Genomic DNA, 21,658 nt, shown 5'->3' with positions numbered 1-21,658 from the left:
CCCGCATGCCGAAGATCGTGGACCACGACGAGCGCCGGCGCGACGTGCTGTCCGCCGCCAGCAGGGTCATCGTGCGGGATGGCATCGACGCGGCCACCACCCGCGCCATCGCCAAGGAGGCCGGGCTCTCCAATGGTGTTCTGTCCCATTACTTCGCCGACAAGGACGAGATCCTGCTGTCGGCGTTGCGGGAGTCGCATCGGCGGATCCGGGAGCGGCTGACCGCCAAGGTCGGCGAGCTCGGGGGGCTTGCGGCCTTGCGGGAGGTATTGCTGGACAACCTTCCGCTCGACGCGGAGCGCACCGAGGAGACCCGGCTGGAGGTCAGCTTCTGGAGCCGGAGTTTGTCGTCGGAAGAGCTGGCCGAGGTGCAGCGGGCGGAGGCGGGTGAGTTGCGCGCCGCCGTACACGGACTGCTGGTCGAGGCTCGGGCGGCGGGAGAGGTACGCGCGGAGGCGGACCTCGACGATGCCACCGAGCATTTGCTCGCCCTGGTCGACGGGCTGAGCCTGCACCTGCTGCTGTATCCGGGGCGGCTGCGGCATGCGGATCTCGAACGGCTCATGGGGGCGGCGATCGACGGATTCGCGACAAGTTAGGGTTGTCGAAGCGGCGTTGACAACTTAGTGTTGTCGGCATGGACAGCCACGCGCTGAACACCCAGGCCATGATCGAGGCGGTGGCCGAGCGGGCCGCCTCGCCGGAGCCTCTGGTACTGCTCGAAGCCGCCATCGCCTACGCCACGCTGGCCGGCGCCGCCGCCGATGGCATGGTCGACCACTACGTCGACGCCGCCCGCACCGCCGGGCTCTCCTGGACCGACATCGGCGACCGGCTCGGCATCAGCAAGCAGGCCGCCCGCCAGCGGTTCGCGCCGAGGCTGGAGGTGAGCGGCGGGCCCGTGGCCGAACCGGCGCCGGTCGCGCCGCGGCTGTCGGTGTGCGTCGAGGTCGCGCAGGCCCTCGCGGACGCGGAGGGCAGCGTGCCGGGCACCCAGCATCTGCTGCTCGGGCTGCTGGAGGTGGGGGTCGCCGCGAGCGTGCTCGACCGGGTGGGGGTGACCAGGGAAGGGATCCGCGAATCGGCCGCGCGGCTGCTCGCGCCGCGTGGGGGCGTGGTGGGGGACGGCGAGGCGTACGACAACGTGATGCGCGCCCGCCGCCTCGCCGCGAGCAGGGGTCAGAACCTGACCCGCACCCAGCACCTGCTGTGGATCCTGGCCATGGATCCCGGCTCGTCGGCGCGGCGCGTCCTGGACGATCTCGGGGTCGACCCCGCGCGGATCAAGAAGGAGCTCAACGACCTCATCCCGCCCCCTCCCCGGCCCGGACGACGCGGCCGGAAACTCGGCAGGCGGGACGTTTCGGCCTGCTCGTTCTGCGGCTGCGTGGATCAAGGACGGGCGATGGTCAACGGGCCGGGCGTGCGGATCTGCGGCGAATGCGTCGGTTTCGCCACGGAGATCATCCACGCCGCCCACGGCGCGGCGACCGCGCCCGGCCGCCGCCTGATCCCCTGACCCGGTCGCGGTACATTGTCCGGCATGCTGCTGGCCGAGCTCAGACAACAGATGTGCGAGTACGGCCGGCGCGCCGTCGACCAGGGCCTGGTCATCGGCTCATCCGGGAACCTGAGCGCCAGGGAAGGCGACCTGGTCGCGGTCACCCCGTCCGGGGTCCAGCTCGACCGGCTGACCGCGGAGGGGTGCCCGGTCGTCGACCTGGACGGGTACCTGGTGGAGGGCGACCTCCAGCCGTCGTCCGAGACCCCGATGCACCTCGCCGTCTACGCCACCACGCCGGCGCGGGCGATCGTGCACACGCACTCGGTGTTCGGGACGGTGGTGGCCACCACGATGACCGAACTGCCTCCGGTGCACTACAACGCGCTCATGCTGGGCGGGGTGGTGCGGGTGGCCGAGTACGCCACGTACGGGACGCCTGAGCTGGCGGCGAACGTCAGGCTGGCCATGGAGGGCAAGCAGGCGGCGTTGCTGGCCAACCACGGCGGGGTGACGATCGGCGCCACGTTGGAGCAGGCGTTCGAGGCTACCCGGCTGCTCGAGTGGCTGTGTGAGGTGTACGTGCGCGGGTTGTCGATCGGGAAGCCCACGGTGCTGACCGACGACCAGTTGGCCGCGGTGATCGACCGCTCCTTCAACCCGCCCACCTTCCCCCGCCGCACCCCCTGACCGGCCTTTGCGGCCCCCGAAGGACTCGGTAGCCACCGGGAGACGCGAAGGGACACAGGCCAAGAGCCCCGAGGCGCCCGGAAGCAGCGGCCCGGAAGGGCGGAAACCCGCAGGGGCCCGGAGGCGCGAGAGCACGCGAGACCGGCGCCCCCGAGGCTCCCGGGGGTGTGGGAGGGCGGAGCCTGCGGGGTTGGAGGGTCGGTGGTGGGGTTAGGTCAGGGCTTTTTCGGCCAGGCCCAGAGGAAGGCCGCCGGAGCCGGCCAGGCGGTCGTGGAAGGACTTGAGGGTGCCCTGGTAGGACTCCCGGATGCGGTCGATCTCGATGGCGCCCGTCAGGTACGACGGGGCCTGCGTAGGCCACGCGCAGTACCGGTTGACCTCCCCCTGCGCCGTCCCCGGCGACAACGACGCCCGCGTGGCCATGAAGGTCTCGGCCTGTTCGATGGTCATGTCCCCGCAGTGCAGCGCCGCGTCCACGACGATGCGGGCGGCGCGGAAGATGCGGCAGTCCAGGTGGGCCAGTTCGGTGGCGGGTGTGTCGAAGTAGCCCTGCTCGTGCAGCATCTTCTCGACGTACAGGGCCCACCCCTCGGTGAAGTACGGCGTGCGGAACACCTTCCTGACCGTCCGGCGGCTCTCGGCGATGTGCGACAGGTGCCAGTGGTGACCCGGGTAGGCCTCGTGGACCGCGATCGACGGCATCTGGGCGCGGGCGTTGGTGCGCAGGCGCTGGCGTATCTGCTCGTCGGTGAAGTCGTCGGGGGTGTAGGGCACGTAGAAGATGCCGGTGCGGGAGGTGCTGAGGGGCGGCGGGGCGAGGTAGTGGGCCACCGCGAGGATGGGGCGCGTGTACTCGGCCGAGGGCAGCACCCTGCACTCCTCCCCCTCGGGGAAGGTGACGAGGTCGCGGTCGCGGACGAACTCGCGGGCCCGCTGGGTCTCGGCCTCGTATTCGGTACGCATGGCTTCGAGGGTGGGCGGGTGGTCGTCCATGAGGGATTCCATGGCGGCGCGCCAGTCTTCGGTGCCGTTGACGCGCTGGGCCACCTCGCGCATGCGGGTGTCGAGGGCGGCCCACTCGTGTTCGCCCTTGGTGTGGAGGTCGGCGGCGCCGTACCCGAGGAGCTCGCGCTCGCGCAGGAGGACGGTGTAGAGCTGTTCGCCCATGCGCCAGGTGCCACCGCACTCGAAGCCGTCGAGGAAGGTGACGAGCTGGTCGAAGGCGTCGGCGGCGGGTTCCGCCGCGGCGGCGAGCTTGGCGCGCAGGTCGGGGTCGTCGACCAGCGACGGCAGCGTGGAGGTGAGGAAGCGGCGGCCGGTGCGGGCCTGGCCGAGTCCGCGCTGGATGAGCAGCGGCGCGGCGATCGTGGGGTCGAGGTTGGCGCGGCAGTCGGCCAGGACGCCGGGGATCTCGGCCAGCCGGGAGACGGCGGCGGCGACCAGTTCGTGCTCGGGCTTGAGCTTCTGCTGGAAGGGCGTGTTCAGGGAGGTGAACACGAGGGCCACGTAGTACGCGGGGTCGCGCCGCCAGGCCGGCCACTGCGCCATGGCGACGGAGCCGCGCAGCTGCGACAGGACGAGGTCGCGATCGATCGCGTCGTCGAGGGTCTGGGGCTCCAGCGCGGACAGGCGGGTGATCCAGCGGCGCTCTTCGTCTTCGACGGCGATCAGCGCGGCGGCGGAGAAGTCGCCGAGCGTGTGGTCGTATCCGTCGGCGCCGAGGTGGTTGGCGAGGATGGGGTGGTTGGTGAAGTACCAGGAGAGAAACTCGTCCACGGATCGCACCATATCCTGATGAAATGCCCCTACAGATCACCGGCGCGCTGGGTGACCCCGACCTGATCCGGCTGCCCTGGGAGACCCCTCTCGCCGAGTGGCCGCAGCACCATCTGGTCGACCTGCCCCGCGGCATCTCGCGGCACGTGGTCCGCTTCGCCCGCCTGTCCGGCAAGGTCTACGCGATCAAGGAGATCAGCGAGAGGTACGCCAAGCGCGAGTACCAGTTGCTCTGGGACCTGGCCAGGCTGGATGCCCCGTCGGTGGAACCGGTCGCCTACGTCACCGGCCGCGACGAGGGCCTGGACGCCGCGCTGATCACCCGGCACCTGCAGTTCTCGCTGCCCTACCGGGCCGTGATGTCCGGCACGCTGCGCCCCGACACGCTGACCAGGCTGCTCGACGCGCTGGCCGTGCTGCTGGTGCGCCTGCATCTCAACGGCTTCTACTGGGGCGACTGCTCGCTGTCGAACACGCTTTTCCGCCGGGACGCCGGCGCGTTCGCCGCGTACCTGGTGGACGCCGAGACCGGCGAGATGCACCCGATGATCAGCGAGGGCCAGCGGCTGGCCGACATCGAGACCGCGCACGTCAACATCTTCGGCGAGATGCTCGACCTGGAGACCGGTGGCCTGCTGCACCCGTCGATCGATCCCATGGAGACGGCAGAGGACATCGTCACCCGCTACCACCGGCTGTGGAGCGAGATCACCCAGGACGAGATCATCGAAGAGGTCGACTGGCACAAGGTCGAGCAGCGTATCCGGCGGCTCAACCTGCTCGGTTTCGACGTGGCCGAGATGATGGTGCGCCGCAAGGTCGGCACCGGGCGGCTGATCGTGCGGCCCAAGGTGGTCGACGCGGGGCACCACCAGCGCCGCCTGCTCCGCCTGACCGGCCTGGACGTGGAGGAGAACCAGGCCCGCAGGCTGCTCAACGACCTGGACGGCTTCCGCGTCGCCAAGGGCCTGCGGCACGAGGACGAGGCGATCGTGGCGCACCGGTGGCTGGCCGAGGCCTTTCAGCCGACGATCGAGGCGATCCCGGCCGACCTGCGCCGCAAGCTCGACACGGCACAGGTGTTCCACGAGGTGCTCGACCACCGGTGGTACCTGTCGGAGGCGGCGGGCAGCGACGTGGGGCTGAGCGCGGCGGTGAAGTCGTACATCGACGAGGTGCTGGTCCACAAGCCGGACGAGAAGGCCCTGCTGCCCGACGAACCCACAATGTGAGGAAATTTCGCTTGTAGCCGGGCATTGCCCCTGGTGATGGCCATATATGCCACCTGGTGGGGATACATTCCGCTGGGGGAACAAAGCCCTTCCCCGCGGCCCGGGGCGGGATGGCCGTCCGGCTCTACGCTGCGTCAGTGCTCGCACTTGACGACTGCCTCCTCAGCGTGATGGACATCCCGGGCGTCCTCGACGCCCTGGTGATGGATCACCTCAGCGGAACCGTGATGGCCTCCGGCGGGCGCGGCGAGGCCGAACGGTCGGCGCCCGCGCTCGGCGAGACGCTGCGCGTCACCATGGACGCCCTCGCCGGCGCCACCCACCGTGGAACGGTCCGCATCGACGACCTGATCGTCATCGCCGACGACGGCTACCACCTGCTCCATCCGGTGGAGATGCCCTTCGACGGCCCGCTGGTGATCTACGTGCGGCTCGACCTCGGCCGCGCCAACCTGGCACTGGCCCGTCACCAGCTCAGCTCGATCACCGGCCGGCTGCGGGGCTGACGCCGTGGCCGCCGTCCATACGCTGCTCACCGGCCTGGCCAGAGAACGCGCCACCGGTTCGCTCAACGTGCTCCCGGCCGGCAAGGCGTACCTGCGCGAAGGGCGGATCACCCACCTGGAGTGCCCGCGCACGCCGTCGGTCGAGCGGCTGCTGACCGCGCGCGGCGGGGCGGGCGCCTACAGCCGGGCCGAGCTGGAGTTCTGCGTTGCCGGCGCGGTGCTGGACGCCGCCTACTTCCTGCTGCCGGCCGAGCTCCCGGCGGCGCGGCCGAAGTTCCGGCCGGGTGAGTGCCCGCGGCCGCACACCCGGCTGGAGTTCGAGCTCGCCTGGCTGGTCGGCGAATGCGCGCGAAGGAGAGCCCAGTTGGCGCAGATCTGGTCCTCGGCCGAACTGGACGACGTCCCGGTGACCCCGGCCGCGCGGCTGCCCGGACATCGGGCGACCGTGAGCGCGCTGGAGTGGGAGATCCTGCTCGGCGCCGACCGGGTGGCGACGCCGGCCGAGCTCGCCGACCGGCTGGGGCAGCCCGCCTACTCGGTGCTGCTCGCGGTCCGGCGCCTGGCCGCCGCGGGACTCCTGGTCGCGCCGCTGATGCCGCGCCGGCGGGGGCGGGCGCTGGATCGGTCGGTGCCGCCGGCCCTGCCGCAGAGCGACCCGGATGTCCTGGCCGCGGTGAAGAGGGCGCTGGAGGAGCTGGCGTGAGGTTCTCCGCGACGAGCCTGCGCCTTCGCGCCCTGCGACGGAACGGAAGGAGGCCCTCCGTGGAACTCCGCGAGCGGGTGCTCGGCGAGATGAGCAGGCTGCGCGAGCGCGTGCCCGAGGTCAGCGGCAGCGTCGCCTGCACCGTGGACGGGCTGCCGATCGCCGGCGACCTGCCCGGTGACCGGTGCGACCAGACCGCCGCGCTCTCGGCGGCGGTGCTGGCGCTCAGCCGGCGCATGGCCGACCTCGCGGGAAAGGGTGTGCTGCAGGAGACGCTGGTGTCGGCCAGCGCCGGGTTCGCCGCCCTTTACGCCGCGGGACCCACCATCGTCCTCACCGTCGTGGCCGAGCCGGGCGCCAATCTCGGCCTGCTGCGGCTGGAGGGGCGCAAGACGGCGGCCGCGCTGGCCGCCATCGCATCGCGACAGCGGTGAACACACACAAGGAGGTACGCATGGCCGGCATCGACGTCTCCCTCAAGGAGATGATGGCCATCGACGGCGCCGTCGGCGCGGCGGTGGTCGATCACGGCAGCGGGATGGCGCTGGGCGCCCTCGGCGGTTCCAAGGACCTCGACCTGCAGGTCGCGGCGGCGGGCAACACCGAGGTGGTCAAGGCGAAGATGCGCACGATGGACTCGCTCGGCCTCAAGGACACCATCGAGGACATCCTCATCACGCTCGGCACCCAGTACCACATCATCCGGCCGATGGCCGGGCGCGGCGGCAAGGGGCTGTTCCTCTACCTGGCGCTCGACCGCGGCCGGGCCAACCTGGCGATGGCCCGCCACCACCTGCGCAACGTGGAGGAGAAGCTGGAGGTCTGAGGGCGTCGCGCGGCCGCCGTGGGGGAACGGCCGCGCGACGCGGGTCACCCGGCCGTGTGTTTCGTGATCTCTTCCACGAACCGCGACCAGAGTGGCTTGGGCAGATCGTGCCCCATTCCGGGGAACGTGACCAGTCTTGCGCGCGGAATTGCCGCAGCGGTTGCGTGGCCGGCGGCGACCGGAATGAGCGCGTCGTCCTCTCCGTGCAGGACAAGCGTGGGTACGGCCAGCCGGGCCAGCCTTTCGGTCCGGTCACCGGAGGCCAGAATGGCGGCCAATTGCCGGGCCGTTCCCGCCGGGTCGTGCGCCCGGTCATAGGCGAGCCCGGCCAGCAGGGCGACCCGCTCGGTGTCCAGGTCGTAGCCGGGCGAGCCGATCACCGCCCAGGTCCGCTGGGCCAACGCGATCGCGGCCGCGCGGTCGGGCGGCGGGGCCGACATCAGGGTCGCGCTCGCCTCCGGCGTGGGCGGCGCGACCTGCGGTCCGGGCGTGGACATGATCGAGGTCAGCGTGCGTACCCGCCCAGGATGGTCGAGCGCGAGCTGCTGGGCGACCATGCCGCCCATCGACGCGCCGACGACGTGCGCGGCGGGCCAGCCGAGCGCGTCGATCAGCCCGGCCGCGTCCCGCGCCATGTCCGCCAGCAGGTACGGCGAAGCGGGCGATCCGAATTCCGGAACGCCCGCCTCGTGAAGATGCGTGGATTCACCGGCGTCGCGGTTGTCGAACCGGACGACATAGTGACCCTGCTCGGCGAGGAGCTCACAGAACTCCTCGTCCCAGTGGATGAGCTGGGCGCCGAGCCCCATGATGAGCAGCAGTGGCCGTGCTTGTGGCGAGCCGAAGCTGTCGTAGACGATCTCGATGCCGTTGACGGCCGCGCGCTGGGTCATGGGAAACAGAATCACATTCTGTTCCCCATGAGTAAAGAGGTCAGCGGTCGAACGCCTTGCGGATGCGGCCGCGGGCCAGGAACATGCCGCCGCTCAGGAGGGCCAGGGCGCTGATGAGGGCGAGGCCGCCCACACCGTTCGACTCGGTCTCGCGGGTGGTGACCGCCGCGGCCAGCTCGGCCTGCGGCGCCTTCTCCCGCTCGGAGGCCTGTGCGGAGGTCTGCTCGGGGGCCTTCTCAGGAGCCTGCTCGGGAGCCTTCTTGGCGACCTGCGCGGGAGCGGCCGGGGTCTCGGGCCTCTCGTCCTTCTTCTCGGTCTTCTCCTCCGCGGTCACGACCGGGGGCGTGGCCGGCTTGGCGTCCTTGCGGGACCAGGCGCCGGTGGAGAAGGCGACGGGGTGGTTCTTCTTGCCCACGCCGGGGCCCCACTTGGTGATGACGTACTCGATCTTGATGTGGCCCTGGCCGCCGACGCCGTCGACGGTCAGCGAGCTGGAGTTGAACTTGCCGCCGGTCAGCGAGGCGAAGGTCTTGGCGTCGAGGTCGAGCATGATGCCCCTGTTCGAGGGGACCCCGGGGCCGCGGTCGCCGACGAAGAACGGCTCCTTCTTGCCCTTGTAGATGACGTAGCCCTCGGTCAGGAGGGGCCAGCTCGGGCTGGCGGCCAGGCCCTTCTGCATGGGCTTGCCGGAGGCGGGAAGACCGGTGTCGCCGTTGCGGCCGGAGGCGTCGTCCCAGTAGTAGGAGGCGGTGGTGGAGCCCTTGAGAAGGGGCTTCTTCTCGGAGAAGTCATCCGCGTGTGCGGTTGCGCCGGTGCTGAGGGTGACCGCGCCGATGACGGCGACGGAGGCGAGCATGGTGAAAGAACGCATGCCAAAGCGGGAAGACATGAAGAAGAGAAGTCCTTTGTGCGGGGACAGGGGAAATGCGCTCGTCAAAGGGGCGTAGCCGGGCACAAAGCCGAACGGACGCTACGCGAAAGCGCGGGGGGAAAGCCTGGGGAAGGGGCCGCTCAGTAGGCGGCGGGTGAAACTACGCGGAATGGGGGTTCATCGCGGTGGTGCATGAAAAGATCAGTCCTCTCCATCGCGCCTACCGGGTTAGCTGACGGGTTCGGGCGTGGAGATGCCCTACCGACGCGTACGTCGGATTCACCCCAAGGAACATTGGTTCCCCGGTTCCCGTGGGTACGGGATTCGGCGCCAGCCGGCCGCCTCTTCCTGGTGAAGGGTCGGGTCGCCAACTGGTAACGCTTAGGACTGTAAGTGCCAAAGACGGCAAAAGCAAAACAATCGCCATGAAACGGGCGAAGATCTACCTAAGAAGGTCAAGAAAAAGGGGGGTACGGCCAAGCCGTACCCCCTCAGAACGCCGGCTCAGCCGCCGCTCTTGCGCCGGAACGAACGCTTGCTGGCAGCAGGGCCGTGTGCGCCGTGGATCTTTGACTGATCCGTGCCCCTGCCACCCGCACCCGAGTCGGAGTGCTGATTGCGCTTACGCTCCAGGGCCTCCCGGAACTTGCGCTTCATCTCGTCCTCGGGAGTTTCGCTGACTTCCGGCTCCGGTGTTTCCGCCATGAGGACCTCCTGGTGTTGGGGACCACAACAGCTTCGCACGACGGCCGACCTGACGCGAAACCGGGCACCGCGTCAGCCCAGCCTGGCCAGCTCCTCCGCGGTGAGCTCCAGGTCGGCGGCGGCCAGCGAGTCGAGGATCGTCGCCGGGCGGCTGGAGCCGGGGATCGGGATCATCACCGGGCTCCTGGCCAGCTCCCACGCCAGGCAGACCCGCTGCGGCGAGACCCCGCGCTCGGCGGCGACCTCCCCGAAGGCGGCGTGGCGGCGGCCGAGGCGGCCGACGTGGTTCATGCCCCCCAGCGGCTCCCACGGCAGGAACGCCACGCCGATCTCCTCGCAGACGTCCACCTCCGGCTCACTGCCCCGGAAGCTCGGCGAGTACTGGTTCTGCACGCTCACCAGCCGCCCGCCGAGGATCTCGTTGGCCTGCCTGATCTGGACCGGGTTGGCGTTGGAGATCCCGGCCATCCGGATCTTCCCGGCGTCGAGCAGGTCCACGAGCGTGCCGATCGACTCCTCGTACGGCACCGCCGGGTCCGGCCGGTGATGCTGGTAAAGCCCGATCGACTCGACGCCCAGCGCCTTGAGCGAGCGGTCGCAGGCCTGCTTCAGGTATTCAGGCCGGCCGTCCACGTCCCAGCGCCCGCGCGGCCGGGTGTGCCCGCCCTTGGTGGCCACCAGCACCGCGTCCTTGTCGCCGCCCCAGCTCGCCAGCGCCTTGGCCACGATGCGCTCGTTGTGCCCGACCTCGGCCTCCGTCGGCGTGTAGGCGTCGGCGGTGTCGATCAGCGTGATCCCGGCGTCCAGGGCCGCGTGGATGGTCCTGATCGACTGCTCCTCGTCGGGCATGTGGCCCTCCACCGACATCGGCATCGCGCCGAGCCCGATGGCGCTCACACTCATCTGACCGATCAGTCGTGTCTGCATGCGTCCATGGTCATACATTCCGGCCGCTGAGTCGCCGTGGTCACCGTGAACAGGCCGACCTTCTCCCGCCTGCTGACGACGTCGGCGTACCCGGCCTCGACGGCCCAGGTGTGCAGCTGCTCGGCCGAGCGGCACTTCATCACCCACAGCCGCCCGTCGCGGTTGGGCAGCACGTTGGCGATGAACTCCAGCTGCGGGTGGCGGGTCTGCGTGGTGAAGATCAGTACGCCGTCGTGGGCGAGCAGGTCGCGCAGCCTGGCCAGGGACTTCCTGATCGTCTCGTCGTCCAGGATCAGCTCGTACAGCCCGCTGACCACGATGATGTCGGCCGGCCGGTCCAGCGGCTCGGGGTCGAAGGCGTCGCCGCGCTCGTAGCGGACGTTCGCCAGGCCGCGTTCCTTGGCCAGTTCCCTGCCCAGGCGCAGGCCGTCGGCGGCCAGGTCACGGCAGACCACTTCGACCTCGGGCTGCTCCCTGGCGACGTCCTGCAGGTAGCGGCCGGGGCCGGCGGCCACGTCGAGGATCAGCGCGCGGCCCGCCCTGGCGGAGACCTCGTCCCTGATGACCTCCTTGAGCAGGTCTCGGCGGGCGCGGATGGCCCGCCAGCCGACCGAGTTCAGGTAGATCCGGTCGAGGGGCCAGCCGTGGGCCTTGTTGACGTAGACGTAGTCGAGCATGGTGCCGCTGTCGAAGCCGTGGCGGTAGCCGATGCGGATGCCGCGGCTGGTACGGCCGGCGGTGCGCATCAGGAGCCGCATAAGTGCCCACTTCATGAAATTTCACCCTTCGGGAGTGGTCGGGAGCTGTCGGGAGCGCAGGAGGTGATGGGCCGTCTCCAGGTCGGACACGGGCGGCAGGAAACGGACCGTCACCGGGGCGCGGCTCAGGCGGCCGTGCACCGGCAGCACCCGGCCGGTCCCCTCCAGCAGGACCGGGACGATCGGAACGCCGGCCGCCTCGGCCAGCCGCGCCGCGCCGCCGTGGAAGTCGCCGACGCGGCCGTCGCGCGAGCGGGTGCCCTCCGGGTAGACGACCAGGACCCGGCCCTGGTCCAGCAGCCGTACGGCTGCCGCCAGGTCCCTGGAGCCGCCGCCGCCCCGCCGTACCGGGAAGCCGGAGACCAGCGTCCGGCAGACCAGCGCCCGCGCCCGGTTGGCGAACCAGTAGTCGGCGGCGGCGGCCACGGACGGACGCAGCCGCGCGGGCAGCGCGGCCAGCAGGGCGGCGGTGTCGGCGTGGGAGCAGTGGTTGGCGACCACGACGCACGGCCCGCCCGGCACCGGCCCCTCGACGGCCAGGCCGCCGCTGCAGGCGAAGGCGGTACGCCACAGCCGCCGCCGCATCGCGGCCCCGAGCCTCACGGCAGCACCACCACGACGGCCAGCGCCACGAGCAGCGAGTCCACGCGGTCCAGCAGGCCGCCGAAGCCGGGCAGCCAGGTGCCCGCGTCCTTGACCCCGGCGCCCCGCTTGAGCATCGACTCCAGCAGGTCGCCGATCGGCGCTCCGATGGCAACGGCCAGCGCGGTGACCGGGGTGAGCTCGCCCAGCAGGAACAGGACCGTCAGGCCGCCCGCGGCGCCGCCGGCGACCCCGCCCCAGGTCTTGGCCGGTGACAGCGGCGACAGCGCGGGCCCGCCCAGGAGCCTGCCGCCGCACCAGGCGCAGACGTCGGCGAGCGCGACGGCCAGGACGAGGGCGAACGCGGTCGCCGGGGCGAGCGTGGCCAGGGCGCTCAGCGGCGCGATCCAGAGCAGTCCGAAGACCGAGTACGCGGCCCGCCTGCCGCCGTCCTCGGCGTCGCCGCCGAGCACCGGGACGAGGACGAGCGCCAGCAGCAGCAACGGGCCCGCGGCGAGCGGCGAGGGCAGGAACGGCAGCACGGCGGCGGCGCCGGCGAGGATCAGGGCCTCCGGCGGGCGCAGCCGGACCAGCCGGGCGTACTCGGCGGCGCACACGACGCCGAGCGCCGCGGCCAGCGCCGCCGCGCCGACCGGACCGGCCAGCAGCGCCAGCGTCACCACCGGGGCGGCCACGGCCCAGGTCAGCCAGCGCTGGACGAGCTCGCGCCGGTGCGAGATCCACACGGCCACGCCGCTGGCGCCGAGCGCGCCGGCCAGGAAGGGAGCGGTCTCGAGTATCACGCCAGTTCCTTTCCGATGCGCGCCAGCCGTACCAGAGCGGTGATCGCCGAGCCGGCGGCGAGCACGATCAGCCACGGCGCCCAGCCCGTGAGGGCGAAGGCGACCAGCAGCACACAGCGCTCGGTCTTGCCCACGGGGCCGCCCTGCGCGCGCCGCGCCCCCGCGGCGGCACCGGCCAGCGCGACCCACGACGGCAGGGTGGCCGCCAGCGCCGCGCTCGCCACGAGCGCGGGCGGGGCCAGGACGAGGCAGCCGGCGAGCACGGCCAGTTCGGCCAGGCGGTCGCCCAGCTCGTTGACGACGGCGCCGAACCGGGTGGCGCGCCCGCTCTCGCGGGCGACGCCGCCGTCGAGGTTGGCGCAGGCCAGCCGGGCGGCCAGGAGCAGCGCGACGGCGAGCGCGGCGAGCGGCCCTGGAGAAGCGGTCGCCAGTACGGCTCCCGCCGCGGCCGCGAAGGCGACCCCGGCGGCGGTGATGGCCCACGGGGGTACCTCGCGGGCGACCAGGAGGGCGCGCACGCCACCCAGCCGGGCGGCGTACCAGGGCTTGAGTGCGTAGAGGCCGTTCATGTGACCAGGTTCTGACCTGGAGGCGGGCCGACACATGGGGCTTTAAGCGCATATGAGGTGAGTAGCCCTACTCAACCCGTCAAAGGATCGAACGTTCTTGAGGTTGTGGTGGAACTTCGCCGGATATGAGGCTCAACATGACCCGCCGACCGATTGGTGCGATATGAACCCCATGCGCATCCTGGGCCAGGATCTGGCGCTGGACCTCGGAGCAGCCAGCACCCAGATCTACGCCAGGAAGCGCGGCATCGTCATCAACGAACCCTCACTCGTCGTCCGCTGCGCCACCACCGGCAAGGTGATCGGCTACGGCGCCGACACCCCGGCGGGCACCGGCCCCGAGCCCGTCGCGATCCGGCCCGTCGTCGGCGGCGTCCCCGCCGACGTGGACCTGACCACGCGCATGATCCGGCACTTCCTGCGCAAGGTGCACGGCCATCCGTTCTCCCGGCCGCGCATGGTCATCGCGCTGCCCGCCGACAGCACGGGCTTCGCCGGCAACGCCCTGCGCGACCTGGCCTTCCAGGCCGAGGCGCGGCGCGTCTACCTCGTCCACCACGGCCTGGCCGCCGCGCTGGGCGCCGGGCTGCCGGTCAGGGAGGCGGCCGGGAACATGATCATCGACATCGGCCGCGACACCACCAGGATCGCCGTCGTCTCGTGCGCCAGCGTCGTGCACGCCGCCACCGTCCAGTCCGGCGGCGCCGACGTCAACCGGGCCATCGTCGCCCAGGTCAAGCACGACCACGGCCTCGACATCACCGAGCAGTCCGCCGAGGTGGCCAAGCGCGGCATCGGCTCGGCCTGGCGGCCCGTGACCCGGACGGCGAGCGTGCGGGGCGTCGACCGCTCCGGCCGGGCCGGCATCGTGGCGATCTCCGCCGGGCAGGTGTACGAGGCCACCCGGCAGACCGTCAGCATGATCGTACGAGCCGCCCGCGAGGTCATCGAGCGCTGCTCCCCCGACCTGGCCGCCGACGTGGCCGACCGGGGCGCGGTGCTGACCGGCGGCGGCGCGCTCATGCGCGGACTGGCGCGGCGGCTGCGGCTCGAACTGGAGGTGCCGGTCCAGCGGGCCGAGCGCCCGGTCGAGACGGTCGCGCTCGGCCTCGGCCGCTGCGTGGACGACATCGGCCGGATCAGCAAGGACACGCTGATGCACCCGTAAGGTCGAAGGATGGACGAAACGCCGCACCTCGGCCTGCTCGGCCCGGTCCGCGCGCGGCGCGGGCCGGTCGAGCTCGACCTGGGCTCGCCCAAGCAGCGGCTGCTGCTGGCCGCCCTGGTCCTGGCCGAGGGCCGCACGCTCGGCCGTGACCAGCTCATCGACGTGCTGTGGGCGGACGACCCGCCCGCCACCGCCCGCAACGTCCTGCGGACCTACGCCTCCCGGCTGCGCGGCGTGCTCGGCCGGGAGGCGCTGGTGTCCGTCGGATCCGGTTACCGGCTCGGCCAGGTCTCCACCGATCTGGCGGAGTTCGAGCGGCTGCGGGACGCCGGGCGGCTGCACGAGGCGCTGGCCCTGTGGCGGGGTGAGGCACTGGCCGACCTGCCCGGCCCTTACGCCGAGGCCAGGCGGGCCGCGCTGGAGGAGGAGCGGCTGGCGGTGCTGGAGCGGCGGCTGGCCGCCGACCTGGAGTCCGGGATGGAGGTGACCGGCGAGCTGAGCGCGCTGGTGGCCGCGTACCCGCTGCGGGAGGGCGTGCGCGCCCTGCTGATGCGGGCGCTGTACCGGGCCGGGCGGCAGTCGGAGGCGATCGGGGTCTTCACCGAGGCGCGCCGCGTCCTGGACGAGGAGCTGGGAGTCGAGCCGTCGTCCGAACTCGCCGACGTCTACCAGCAGGTCATCACGGGCTCACTTCCCACCGGACCGCTTCTTTCCGGTACGGCAGGCCCGCTCCCTGCCCAGTTGCCGGGGGACATTCCCGACTTCACCGGGCGGCGGGCGGCCGTGGAGGCGGTCGAGGAACTCCTGCGGACCGGTGTGGTGGCGATCTCCGGGCTCGGCGGCGTCGGGAAGACGGCGCTGGCCGTCCACGTGGCCCACCGGGTCAGGGAGCGCTACCCCGACGGCCAGCTCCACGTGGACCTGCGCGGCGCCGGCGCGGACCCGGCCGACCCCGCCCTGGTGCTCGAACGTTTCCTCGACGCCCTCGGCGCCGGGCGCGTCCCGCCCGGCCCGGATGAACGGGCCGCCCTGCTGCGCACGCTCACCGTGGACAGGCGGGTGCTGTTCCTGCTGGACAACGCGGCCTCGGCGGCCCAGGTCCGGCCGCTGCTGCCGTCCGGGCCGGGCAGCGGGGTGCTGGTCACCAGCCGCGCCCGGCTGTCCGACCTCATCGGCGCCCGGCACGTGGACCTGGACGTGCTGACGGAACGCGAGGCCGTCGCCCTGTTCACCGCGGTCGCCCGGACTCCTTCCGGGCGGACGGCCGCGCGGGTGGTGGAGGCGTGCGGGTACCTGCCGCTGGCGGTGCGGGTGGCCGGAGCGCGGCTGGCGGCCCGGCCCCGGTGGAGCGTCGAGGACCTGCTGGCCCGGCTGTCCGCGCAGCGGCTGGGTGAGCTGCGGGTGGGGGATCTGGGGGTGGAGGCGTCGTTCGCGCTGAGCTATGACCAGCTCGGGGAGGAGCTGGCCAGGGGGTTTCGGCGGCTGGCCGTACCCGACAGCGCCGAACTGACCGTGGAGCTGGCGGCGGCGGTGCTCGGCCGCGACGCGCGGGATGCCGAGCGGACCTGCGAGGAGCTCGTGGACCTCAGCCTGCTGGAGTCGGCCGCCGCCGGTCGCTACCGCTACCACGACCTGCTGCGGGACTTCGCGCTCGCCCGCACGCCCGAGGCGGAGCGGCGCGCGGCGCTCGCCACCGTGCAGGCGAGCTGGCTGGCGGCCGTCACCGGCGCCGCGGAACGTGCCATGACCGATCCCGGCGCCCGCGACCTGCTGCTGGAGGAGGCGTCGTGCCTGGCCGCCATGGACCGGCGCCACCGCGGCGCGCCCGACCCCGAGCTGACGGTGGGCAGCACGCTCGTGGTGGCCCGCGCGCTGGCCCTGGTGGGGGCGCTCGACCCGCCGCCCGCCGACCCCTTCTCCCCCGCCGACCCCAGGATCGCCTACGCCCGCGGCCTGCTCGCCCTCGGCCTGTCGGAGGCCGGAACGCACGAGGTCGTCCACGGCAAGGCCGCCCTGGAGGCCGCCCTGGCCGCGCTCGGGCGTTGAAGACGGATTCCATCGTTCTTCAACACCCGCCCTCCAGGCTGTTCCCCATGACCGGTATCGAAGGATTCACCTACCAGCGCGTCCCCGTCGACGGGGACGTCTCGCTCAACGTGGCCGTCGGCGGCTCCGGCTCGCCGATCGTGCTCCTGCACGGCTTCCCGCAGACCCATCTCATCTGGCGGCACGTCGCCCCCGCCCTCGCCGCCGGCCATCAGGTGATCGTCCCCGACCTGCGCGGGTACGGCGCCAGCGACAAGCCGGCCGACCTCGACGGGCAGACCTACTCCAAGCGGCGCATGGCTCAGGACGTCGTCAACCTGGCCCGTGCGCTCGGGCACGACCGGTTCGCCCTGGCCGGGCACGACCGGGGCGGGCTCGTCGCCTTCCGCGCAGGGCTGGACCATCCGGACGCGATCACCCATCTGGCGCCGATCGACATGCTGCCCACGCTGGACATGTGGGAGGTCATGAACGGGGTGGCGGCCGCGGTCGGGTTCCACCTCTACCTGATGGCGCAGCCGCCCGGGTTGCCGGAACGGCTGATCGCCGCGGCGCCCGACGAGTTCTTCGGGCACTTTCTCGACACGTGGGTGCTCCGGGCCGAGGCGATCCCCGCCGACGTGCGGGCGGAGTACCTGCGGGCCTCGCGCGAGGCCGTGACCTCGATCGTGGCCGACTACCGGGCCAGCGCCGGGGTCGACCGTGAGCATGATCTGGCCGATCGGGCGGCGGGGCGGCGGCTGGGCATGCCGGTGACCGTACTGCAGCAGGACTGGGGTGCCGTGCTGCCCTACGACGCCGTCGCGCTCTGGGGCGCCTGGGCGCCGGACCTTGAGCATCGCACGATCACCAGCGGGCACTTCGTCGCCGAAGAGGACCCTGAACTGGTGCTCAAGGCCCTCCGCGACCTGTTGTCCCGTCCGTGAGGTGTGCTATCCGGCGCTCGCGGTCCAGGCGGCGGCCTGGGCCGCGGCGAGTGCGGCCAGGCCGCCGCCGTCGACGTTGTAGTCGAGAACGTGCAGGCCCAGGGCCGAGTGGGAGGAACGGATGCCGTCCAGCCCGTCCACCTGCAGCCAGTCGAGCCTGCCCTTGCTGGTGTCGGTGCGCGCGCACCTTCCCGTGGCCAGGTCCGCGTACGCCGCGAAGCCCGTCGGATGCGTGGTCGGCGTGAAGTTGAGCAGCAGGCTGAGCGAACCGGCCGGCGCCAGCAGGTTCCCCCTGAGGAGCTTCTTGGTCGGCATGTAGGGGCGCATGGGTGTGGTCGCGTCGGCGGGTCCACCGGCCAGGACGGCGGCCGGGTTCACGCACAGGACGCGGTGAGCCGGGTCCGGCGCGCGGCCGAAGGCGACCGTCTCCTCATGGCCCGGCTGCAGATCGGCCGAGTTGAACGCCACCACGCAGCCGACCGGCATGGGGGCCTGGCTGCTGGGCCGTTCACACGCCGGCAGGTGCTGGAACGTCGAGACCGGGTCCGAGCCGCCCCCGGACGGCGCATCGACCGGCACCCTGACCTCGGCGCCGACGATGTAGGCGGCTACCAGGCTCTTCGTGTTGGCCGCGTTGCCGTCGAACTCCTCCTGCAGCAGGCGGGCCAGGTGAAAGGCGCCCTGCGAGTGGCCGAGCAGGATGACACCGCGCCGCTTGCCGGTGGCCGGGTCGATGTTGTCGGTGGTCCAGTACTGGCGGAAGGCCTGCTTCAGGTCCTGGTACGCGGTCTCGAAGTGCGGCGGGATGATGGCGCCCAGCAGGTAGCCGGTGAGGGCGACCTGGCGGTAGAGCGGCACGAACACCCGGCAGTTGCTCGTCAGGCGGCCCATCTGCGTCAGCGTGACGGCGGCCTCGCTCTCCCTGGCTACCGGCGGGTTGCCGCCTAGCAGGAGGAGCGGGTTGGCCAGCAGGTTGACGGTGGGGTAGGCGTAGAAGCAGTCCACCTTCGGGGACTGGGGTGGGGGTAGCGGTTCGTTCGTCGTGGTGCCGTCGGGGCGGATGACGGTGGCGTCCAGGCCGACCTGGTGGCCGTCCGGGTACCTGCCGGTGATCACGGGGTCGATGGGGTTGCCGGCGGCATCCTGGCCACAGGGGTTGGCCGCCTTGCCGGGACGGCACAACCACACGGGCTGGGCCAGCGGCCCGGTCAGCAAATCCTTGGCCGCCTCCTCCGCGGCCAGTCCTTCCACGGCCTCGCCGTCCCCGGACGTGCTGCCCGTGGGCGTCCCAGCCCCGGACGTCTCGTTCGCAGGTATGCCGTTCGTGGCCCGGCCGTCCCCTGCCGGTCCGTCTGTGGCCTTGCCCTCCACAGGCGTGCCCCTCACAGGCGTCCCGTTCACAAGCGTGAACTTCACGGGGGTGCCGTTCACAGGGGTGCTGTTCGGGGTTGTGCTGTTCTGGCCAGACAGGGTGAGGGCGGTCCCGGTCTGGTCAGACGAGGCGAGGGTGGTGGTTGAAGGTGGGGTGGTGTGGGCGGCGGCCGGGGTGGTCGCGGTTAAGCACGCTGCCGTGATCAGGCAGGCGGCGGACAGTACGGCGGTGCGTCTGCGCATGCGCTGCTCCAAAAAACCTACCGACTGATTGGTAGCCTCACCGTAGGGCCAGCGAATCACCCCGTCAACGGCCTCGGCAAATGTCTACCAATTGATCGGTAGTTTTTGTTAGCCTCGCCGTACTGCGCGCCCTGACCGCGAAAGGAAACGCATGACAGACAACCCTCTCGACCGGCTCACCCTCGCCGAGCGAGCCGCGCTCACCTCCGGCGAGTCGCTCTGGCGCACCCAGGCGATCGAGCGGGCCGGGATACCGTCGATCACGCTCAGCGACGGGCCGCACGGCGTACGCCGCCAGCCGGACGACGGCGACCATCTGGGAGTCGGGCACAGTACGCCCGCCACCTGCTTCCCGCCCGCCGTGGCGCTCGGCTCCTCCTGGGACCCGGAGCTCGTGCGCAGGGTGGGCGAGGCGCTCGGCCGGGAGTCGCGTGCCATGGACGTGCAGGTACTGCTCGGCCCCGGCGTCAACATCAAGCGCTCCCCGCTGTGCGGCCGCAACTTCGAGTACTTCTCCGAGGACCCGCGCCTGTCCGGCGTGCTCGGCGCCGCGCTCGTCCTCGGCATCCAGTCGCAGGGTGTCGGCGCCGCCGTCAAGCACTTCGCGGCCAACAACCAGGAGACCGACCGCATGCGCGTCAGCGCCGAGGTCGACGAACGCACCCTGCGCGAGATCTACCTCCCCGCCTTCCAGCACGTCGTCACCGTTGCGAAGCCGTGGATGGTGATGAGCGCGTACAACCGGGTCAACGGCGTGTACGCCTCCGAACATCCGTGGCTGCTCACCGAGGTGCTGCGCGAGGAGTGGGGCTTCCGTGGCGTCGTCGTGTCCGACTGGGGCGCGGTCGACGACCGGGTGGCGGCGCTGTGGGCCGGCCTGGACCTGGAGATGCCGACCTCCGGCCGGGCCTCCGACGCTTCGGTGGTCAAGGCGGTCGAGGCCGGCGCGCTCGACCAGGAGCTGCTGGACGCCTCCGCCGCCCGCGTCCTGGCGCTGGTCGCGCGGGCCCAGCCCGGCGAGGGGACGTTCGACGCCGGCGCGCACCACCGGCTGGCGCGGGAGGTGGCCGGTCAGTGCGCCGTGTTGCTGAAGAACGACGGGGTGCTGCCTCTGGGGTTCCAGGATTCGGTGGCGGTGGTGGGCGAACTCGCGCGTACCCCCCGATATCAGGGGGCGGGCAGCTCCCACATCGTGCCCACGCGGCTGGACGACGTGCTCACCGAGATGCGCGCGCTGGCCGGGCGGGAGCTGGAGTACGCGCCCGGATACCGGCTGGGCGACGCCGGCCGTTCCCCCGAGCTGGAGGTGGAGGCGCGGGCCGGCGCGGCGCGCGCCGCGACCACGGTCGTCTGCCTCGGGCTGCCGCCGGAGGACGAGGGTGAGGGATACGACCGTACACATCTGGAGCTTCCGGACAATCAGCGCGCGTTGCTCGACGTCGTGGCCGCCACCGGGACGCGGGTGGTCGTCGTGCTGTCCAACGGCGGCGTGGTCCGGGTCGCGGACTGGGAGGGGGCGGCCTCGGCCGTACTGGAAGGATGGTTGCTCGGACAGGCCGGCGGCGGCGCGATCGCCGACGTCCTCTACGGCGAGGTCAACCCGTCCGGGCGCCTGGCCGAGACCATCCCGCTGCGCTTGGAGGACACCGCCTCCTACCTCGACTTCCCCGGCGAACTCGGCACCGTCCGCTACACCGAGGGCGTCTTCGTCGGCTACCGCTACCACGACGCGCTCGACGCGCCGGTCAGCTACCCGTTCGGGCACGGCCTGTCTTACACCGAGTTCGGCTACTCCGACCTCGATGTCCACACGCGCGGCTCCGGCGAGGAACTCGTCGTCCGCGTCAGCGTCCGCATCACCAACCTCGGCGACCGGGCCGGTCAGGAGGTGGCGCAGGTCTACGTCGCCGCCCCCGGCCACGACGTCCGCCGCCCCGCCCGCGAACTGCGCGCCTTCCGAAAAGTCCCCCTGGAGCCGGGTGCCTCCACGACCGTGCGCTTCTATCTCGCCTTCCGGGACTTCGCCTACTTCCATCCGGTACGGCGCCGCTGGACCATCGACCCGGGCACCGCCACCATCCACGTCGGCGCTTCTTCCCGGGACCTGCGGGTGGCGGCCACGGTGGCGATGGAGGGCACCAAACAGCCTCTACCGGCGGCCATCACGCCTGATTCGCCTTTGGCTGATTGGCTGGCGGCGCCGGGTGGGCTGGATGTGCTGCAGCGGGAGATGCGACCTCCTGCCGAGACCGGGCAGTCGCATTCGCGGTTTCTCACCGAGCCGGCTCTGCGGATGGCGGGGTCGGTGCCGGTACGGCGGCTTGCCCGGTTTCCTGGGGCCTATCTGGATCCGGAGCGGTTGGACAAGCTGGCTGACGAGGTGAATGAGCGGGCGGGCTGGTGAAACCGTTTCCCTGGTGAGGCCCCCGCCCGAAGCCGCACGCACCGTAAGGTCACTGCCTCTGAAGCCGCGCACACCGTGAGACCGCCGCCCCCCAAGGCCGCACACACCGTGAAACCGCCGCCCCGATGCCGCACGGACTTGAGATCGCTGTCCTGGTG

22 protein-coding genes and 1 riboswitch are annotated in these 21,658 nt (G+C 71.8%); of the genes, 12 read left to right on the top strand and 10 right to left on the bottom strand.

The window, feature by feature from the left end:
- Nucleotides 1-5: 5 nt before the first annotated feature.
- From ACFWYW_RS16265 to ACFWYW_RS16255, 3 genes are read left to right on the top strand one after another with little or no spacing between them, the layout of a single operon-like run.
- On the top strand, nt 6-599 hold the full coding sequence (locus tag ACFWYW_RS16265) for a TetR/AcrR family transcriptional regulator (RefSeq protein WP_379610409.1): 594 nt from the start codon (nt 6-8) through the stop codon (nt 597-599).
- 38 nt (nt 600-637) lie between these two features.
- Nucleotides 638-1,519: a Clp protease N-terminal domain-containing protein gene (locus ACFWYW_RS16260; protein WP_379610410.1), complete on the top strand. Its 882-nt coding sequence runs from the start codon at nt 638-640 to the stop codon at nt 1,517-1,519.
- A 24-nt stretch (nt 1,520-1,543) separates the two neighbouring features.
- The gene (locus ACFWYW_RS16255; RefSeq protein ID WP_379610411.1) at nt 1,544-2,191 is read left to right on the top strand and encodes a class II aldolase/adducin family protein; all 648 of its coding nucleotides are present in this window, start codon (nt 1,544-1,546) and stop codon (nt 2,189-2,191) included.
- Between the two features lie 210 nt (nt 2,192-2,401).
- Here the strand turns inward: ACFWYW_RS16255 and ACFWYW_RS16250 are convergent, their stop codons facing one another.
- Nucleotides 2,402-3,967, bottom strand: coding sequence for a DUF885 domain-containing protein (locus ACFWYW_RS16250; RefSeq protein ID WP_379610412.1), 1,566 nt, complete (start codon nt 3,965-3,967; stop codon nt 2,402-2,404).
- A 23-nt stretch (nt 3,968-3,990) separates the two neighbouring features.
- On the opposite strand from ACFWYW_RS16250, the gene ACFWYW_RS16245 reads away from it, so the two are divergent.
- The 5 genes from ACFWYW_RS16245 (at nt 3,991) to ACFWYW_RS16225 (ending at nt 7,234) form a co-directional block, all read left to right on the top strand.
- Nucleotides 3,991-5,199, top strand: coding sequence for a DUF4032 domain-containing protein (locus tag ACFWYW_RS16245; RefSeq protein ID WP_379610413.1), 1,209 nt, complete (start codon nt 3,991-3,993; stop codon nt 5,197-5,199).
- 137 nt (nt 5,200-5,336) lie between these two features.
- Nucleotides 5,337-5,705, top strand: a complete 369-nt coding sequence (locus ACFWYW_RS16240; protein WP_184960122.1) for a roadblock/LC7 domain-containing protein — start codon at nt 5,337-5,339, stop codon at nt 5,703-5,705.
- Nucleotides 5,706-5,709: 4 nt separating this feature from the next.
- On the top strand, nt 5,710-6,408 hold the full coding sequence (locus ACFWYW_RS16235; RefSeq protein ID WP_379610414.1) for a hypothetical protein: 699 nt from the start codon (nt 5,710-5,712) through the stop codon (nt 6,406-6,408).
- 59 nt (nt 6,409-6,467) lie between these two features.
- Nucleotides 6,468-6,842: a roadblock/LC7 domain-containing protein gene (locus tag ACFWYW_RS16230; RefSeq protein WP_379610415.1), complete on the top strand. Its 375-nt coding sequence runs from the start codon at nt 6,468-6,470 to the stop codon at nt 6,840-6,842.
- Between the two features lie 20 nt (nt 6,843-6,862).
- On the top strand, nt 6,863-7,234 hold the full coding sequence (locus tag ACFWYW_RS16225) for a hypothetical protein (protein WP_379610416.1): 372 nt from the start codon (nt 6,863-6,865) through the stop codon (nt 7,232-7,234).
- 44 nt (nt 7,235-7,278) lie between these two features.
- Here the strand turns inward: ACFWYW_RS16225 and ACFWYW_RS16220 are convergent, their stop codons facing one another.
- The 8 genes from ACFWYW_RS16220 to ACFWYW_RS16185 form a co-directional block, all read right to left on the bottom strand.
- Nucleotides 7,279-8,127 (bottom strand): alpha/beta fold hydrolase, encoded by an 849-nt coding sequence (locus tag ACFWYW_RS16220; RefSeq protein WP_379610418.1) that lies wholly within the window; start codon nt 8,125-8,127, stop codon nt 7,279-7,281.
- 40 nt (nt 8,128-8,167) lie between these two features.
- Complete coding sequence (locus ACFWYW_RS16215; RefSeq protein ID WP_379641001.1) at nt 8,168-9,016, bottom strand: hypothetical protein; 849 nt, start codon at nt 9,014-9,016, stop codon at nt 8,168-8,170.
- A 184-nt stretch (nt 9,017-9,200) separates the two neighbouring features.
- A riboswitch (cyclic di-AMP (ydaO/yuaA leader) is annotated at nt 9,201-9,338 on the bottom strand.
- A gap of 164 nt (nt 9,339-9,502) precedes the next feature.
- On the bottom strand, nt 9,503-9,703 hold the full coding sequence (locus ACFWYW_RS16210; protein WP_184960130.1) for a DUF5302 domain-containing protein: 201 nt from the start codon (nt 9,701-9,703) through the stop codon (nt 9,503-9,505).
- 72 nt (nt 9,704-9,775) lie between these two features.
- Nucleotides 9,776-10,630, bottom strand: coding sequence for an aldo/keto reductase (locus ACFWYW_RS16205; RefSeq protein ID WP_379610421.1), 855 nt, complete (start codon nt 10,628-10,630; stop codon nt 9,776-9,778).
- Nucleotides 10,615-11,403, bottom strand: a complete 789-nt coding sequence (locus tag ACFWYW_RS16200; protein ID WP_184960132.1) for a class I SAM-dependent methyltransferase family protein — start codon at nt 11,401-11,403, stop codon at nt 10,615-10,617. The genes ACFWYW_RS16205 and ACFWYW_RS16200 overlap by 16 nt, the downstream gene beginning before the upstream one ends.
- 6 nt (nt 11,404-11,409) lie before the next feature.
- A complete protein-coding gene (locus ACFWYW_RS16195; RefSeq protein WP_379610422.1) occupies nt 11,410-11,991 on the bottom strand; it encodes a lysophospholipid acyltransferase family protein in 582 nt (193 codons plus the stop codon).
- Nucleotides 11,988-12,773, bottom strand: a complete 786-nt coding sequence (locus tag ACFWYW_RS16190) for a phosphatidate cytidylyltransferase (RefSeq protein ID WP_379610423.1) — start codon at nt 12,771-12,773, stop codon at nt 11,988-11,990. The genes ACFWYW_RS16195 and ACFWYW_RS16190 overlap by 4 nt, the downstream gene beginning before the upstream one ends.
- Complete coding sequence (locus ACFWYW_RS16185; protein ID WP_379640999.1) at nt 12,770-13,342, bottom strand: CDP-alcohol phosphatidyltransferase family protein; 573 nt, start codon at nt 13,340-13,342, stop codon at nt 12,770-12,772. The genes ACFWYW_RS16190 and ACFWYW_RS16185 overlap by 4 nt, the downstream gene beginning before the upstream one ends.
- Nucleotides 13,343-13,505: 163 nt before the next feature.
- Here ACFWYW_RS16185 and ACFWYW_RS16180 point away from each other — a divergent pair, with 163 nt between their 5' ends.
- Genes ACFWYW_RS16180 through ACFWYW_RS16170 form a run of 3 tightly spaced genes read left to right on the top strand, consistent with a single transcriptional unit; the run spans nt 13,506 to nt 17,482 of the window.
- On the top strand, nt 13,506-14,510 hold the full coding sequence (locus ACFWYW_RS16180; protein ID WP_379610425.1) for a rod shape-determining protein: 1,005 nt from the start codon (nt 13,506-13,508) through the stop codon (nt 14,508-14,510).
- 9 nt (nt 14,511-14,519) lie between these two features.
- Complete coding sequence (locus tag ACFWYW_RS16175) at nt 14,520-16,556, top strand: BTAD domain-containing putative transcriptional regulator (protein WP_379610426.1); 2,037 nt, start codon at nt 14,520-14,522, stop codon at nt 16,554-16,556.
- A 47-nt stretch (nt 16,557-16,603) separates the two neighbouring features.
- Nucleotides 16,604-17,482, top strand: coding sequence for an alpha/beta fold hydrolase (locus ACFWYW_RS16170; RefSeq protein WP_379610427.1), 879 nt, complete (start codon nt 16,604-16,606; stop codon nt 17,480-17,482).
- Nucleotides 17,483-17,488: 6 nt separating this feature from the next.
- On the opposite strand, the gene ACFWYW_RS16165 is transcribed toward ACFWYW_RS16170, so the two are convergent.
- The gene (locus ACFWYW_RS16165; protein ID WP_379610429.1) at nt 17,489-19,096 is read right to left on the bottom strand and encodes a DUF3089 domain-containing protein; all 1,608 of its coding nucleotides are present in this window, start codon (nt 19,094-19,096) and stop codon (nt 17,489-17,491) included.
- 151 nt (nt 19,097-19,247) lie between these two features.
- Between ACFWYW_RS16165 and ACFWYW_RS16160 the strand changes: the two genes are divergently transcribed.
- Nucleotides 19,248-21,500 (top strand): glycoside hydrolase family 3 C-terminal domain-containing protein, encoded by a 2,253-nt coding sequence (locus ACFWYW_RS16160; RefSeq protein ID WP_379640998.1) that lies wholly within the window; start codon nt 19,248-19,250, stop codon nt 21,498-21,500.
- Nucleotides 21,501-21,658: the final 158 nt, after the last annotated feature.

The organism is Nonomuraea sp. NPDC059023, from assembly GCF_042740095.1.
GTDB lineage: Bacteria > Actinomycetota > Actinomycetes > Streptosporangiales > Streptosporangiaceae > Nonomuraea.
The sequence above is the reverse complement of the archived record's forward strand: the minus strand, read 5'-3'. Positions and strand labels throughout refer to the sequence as shown.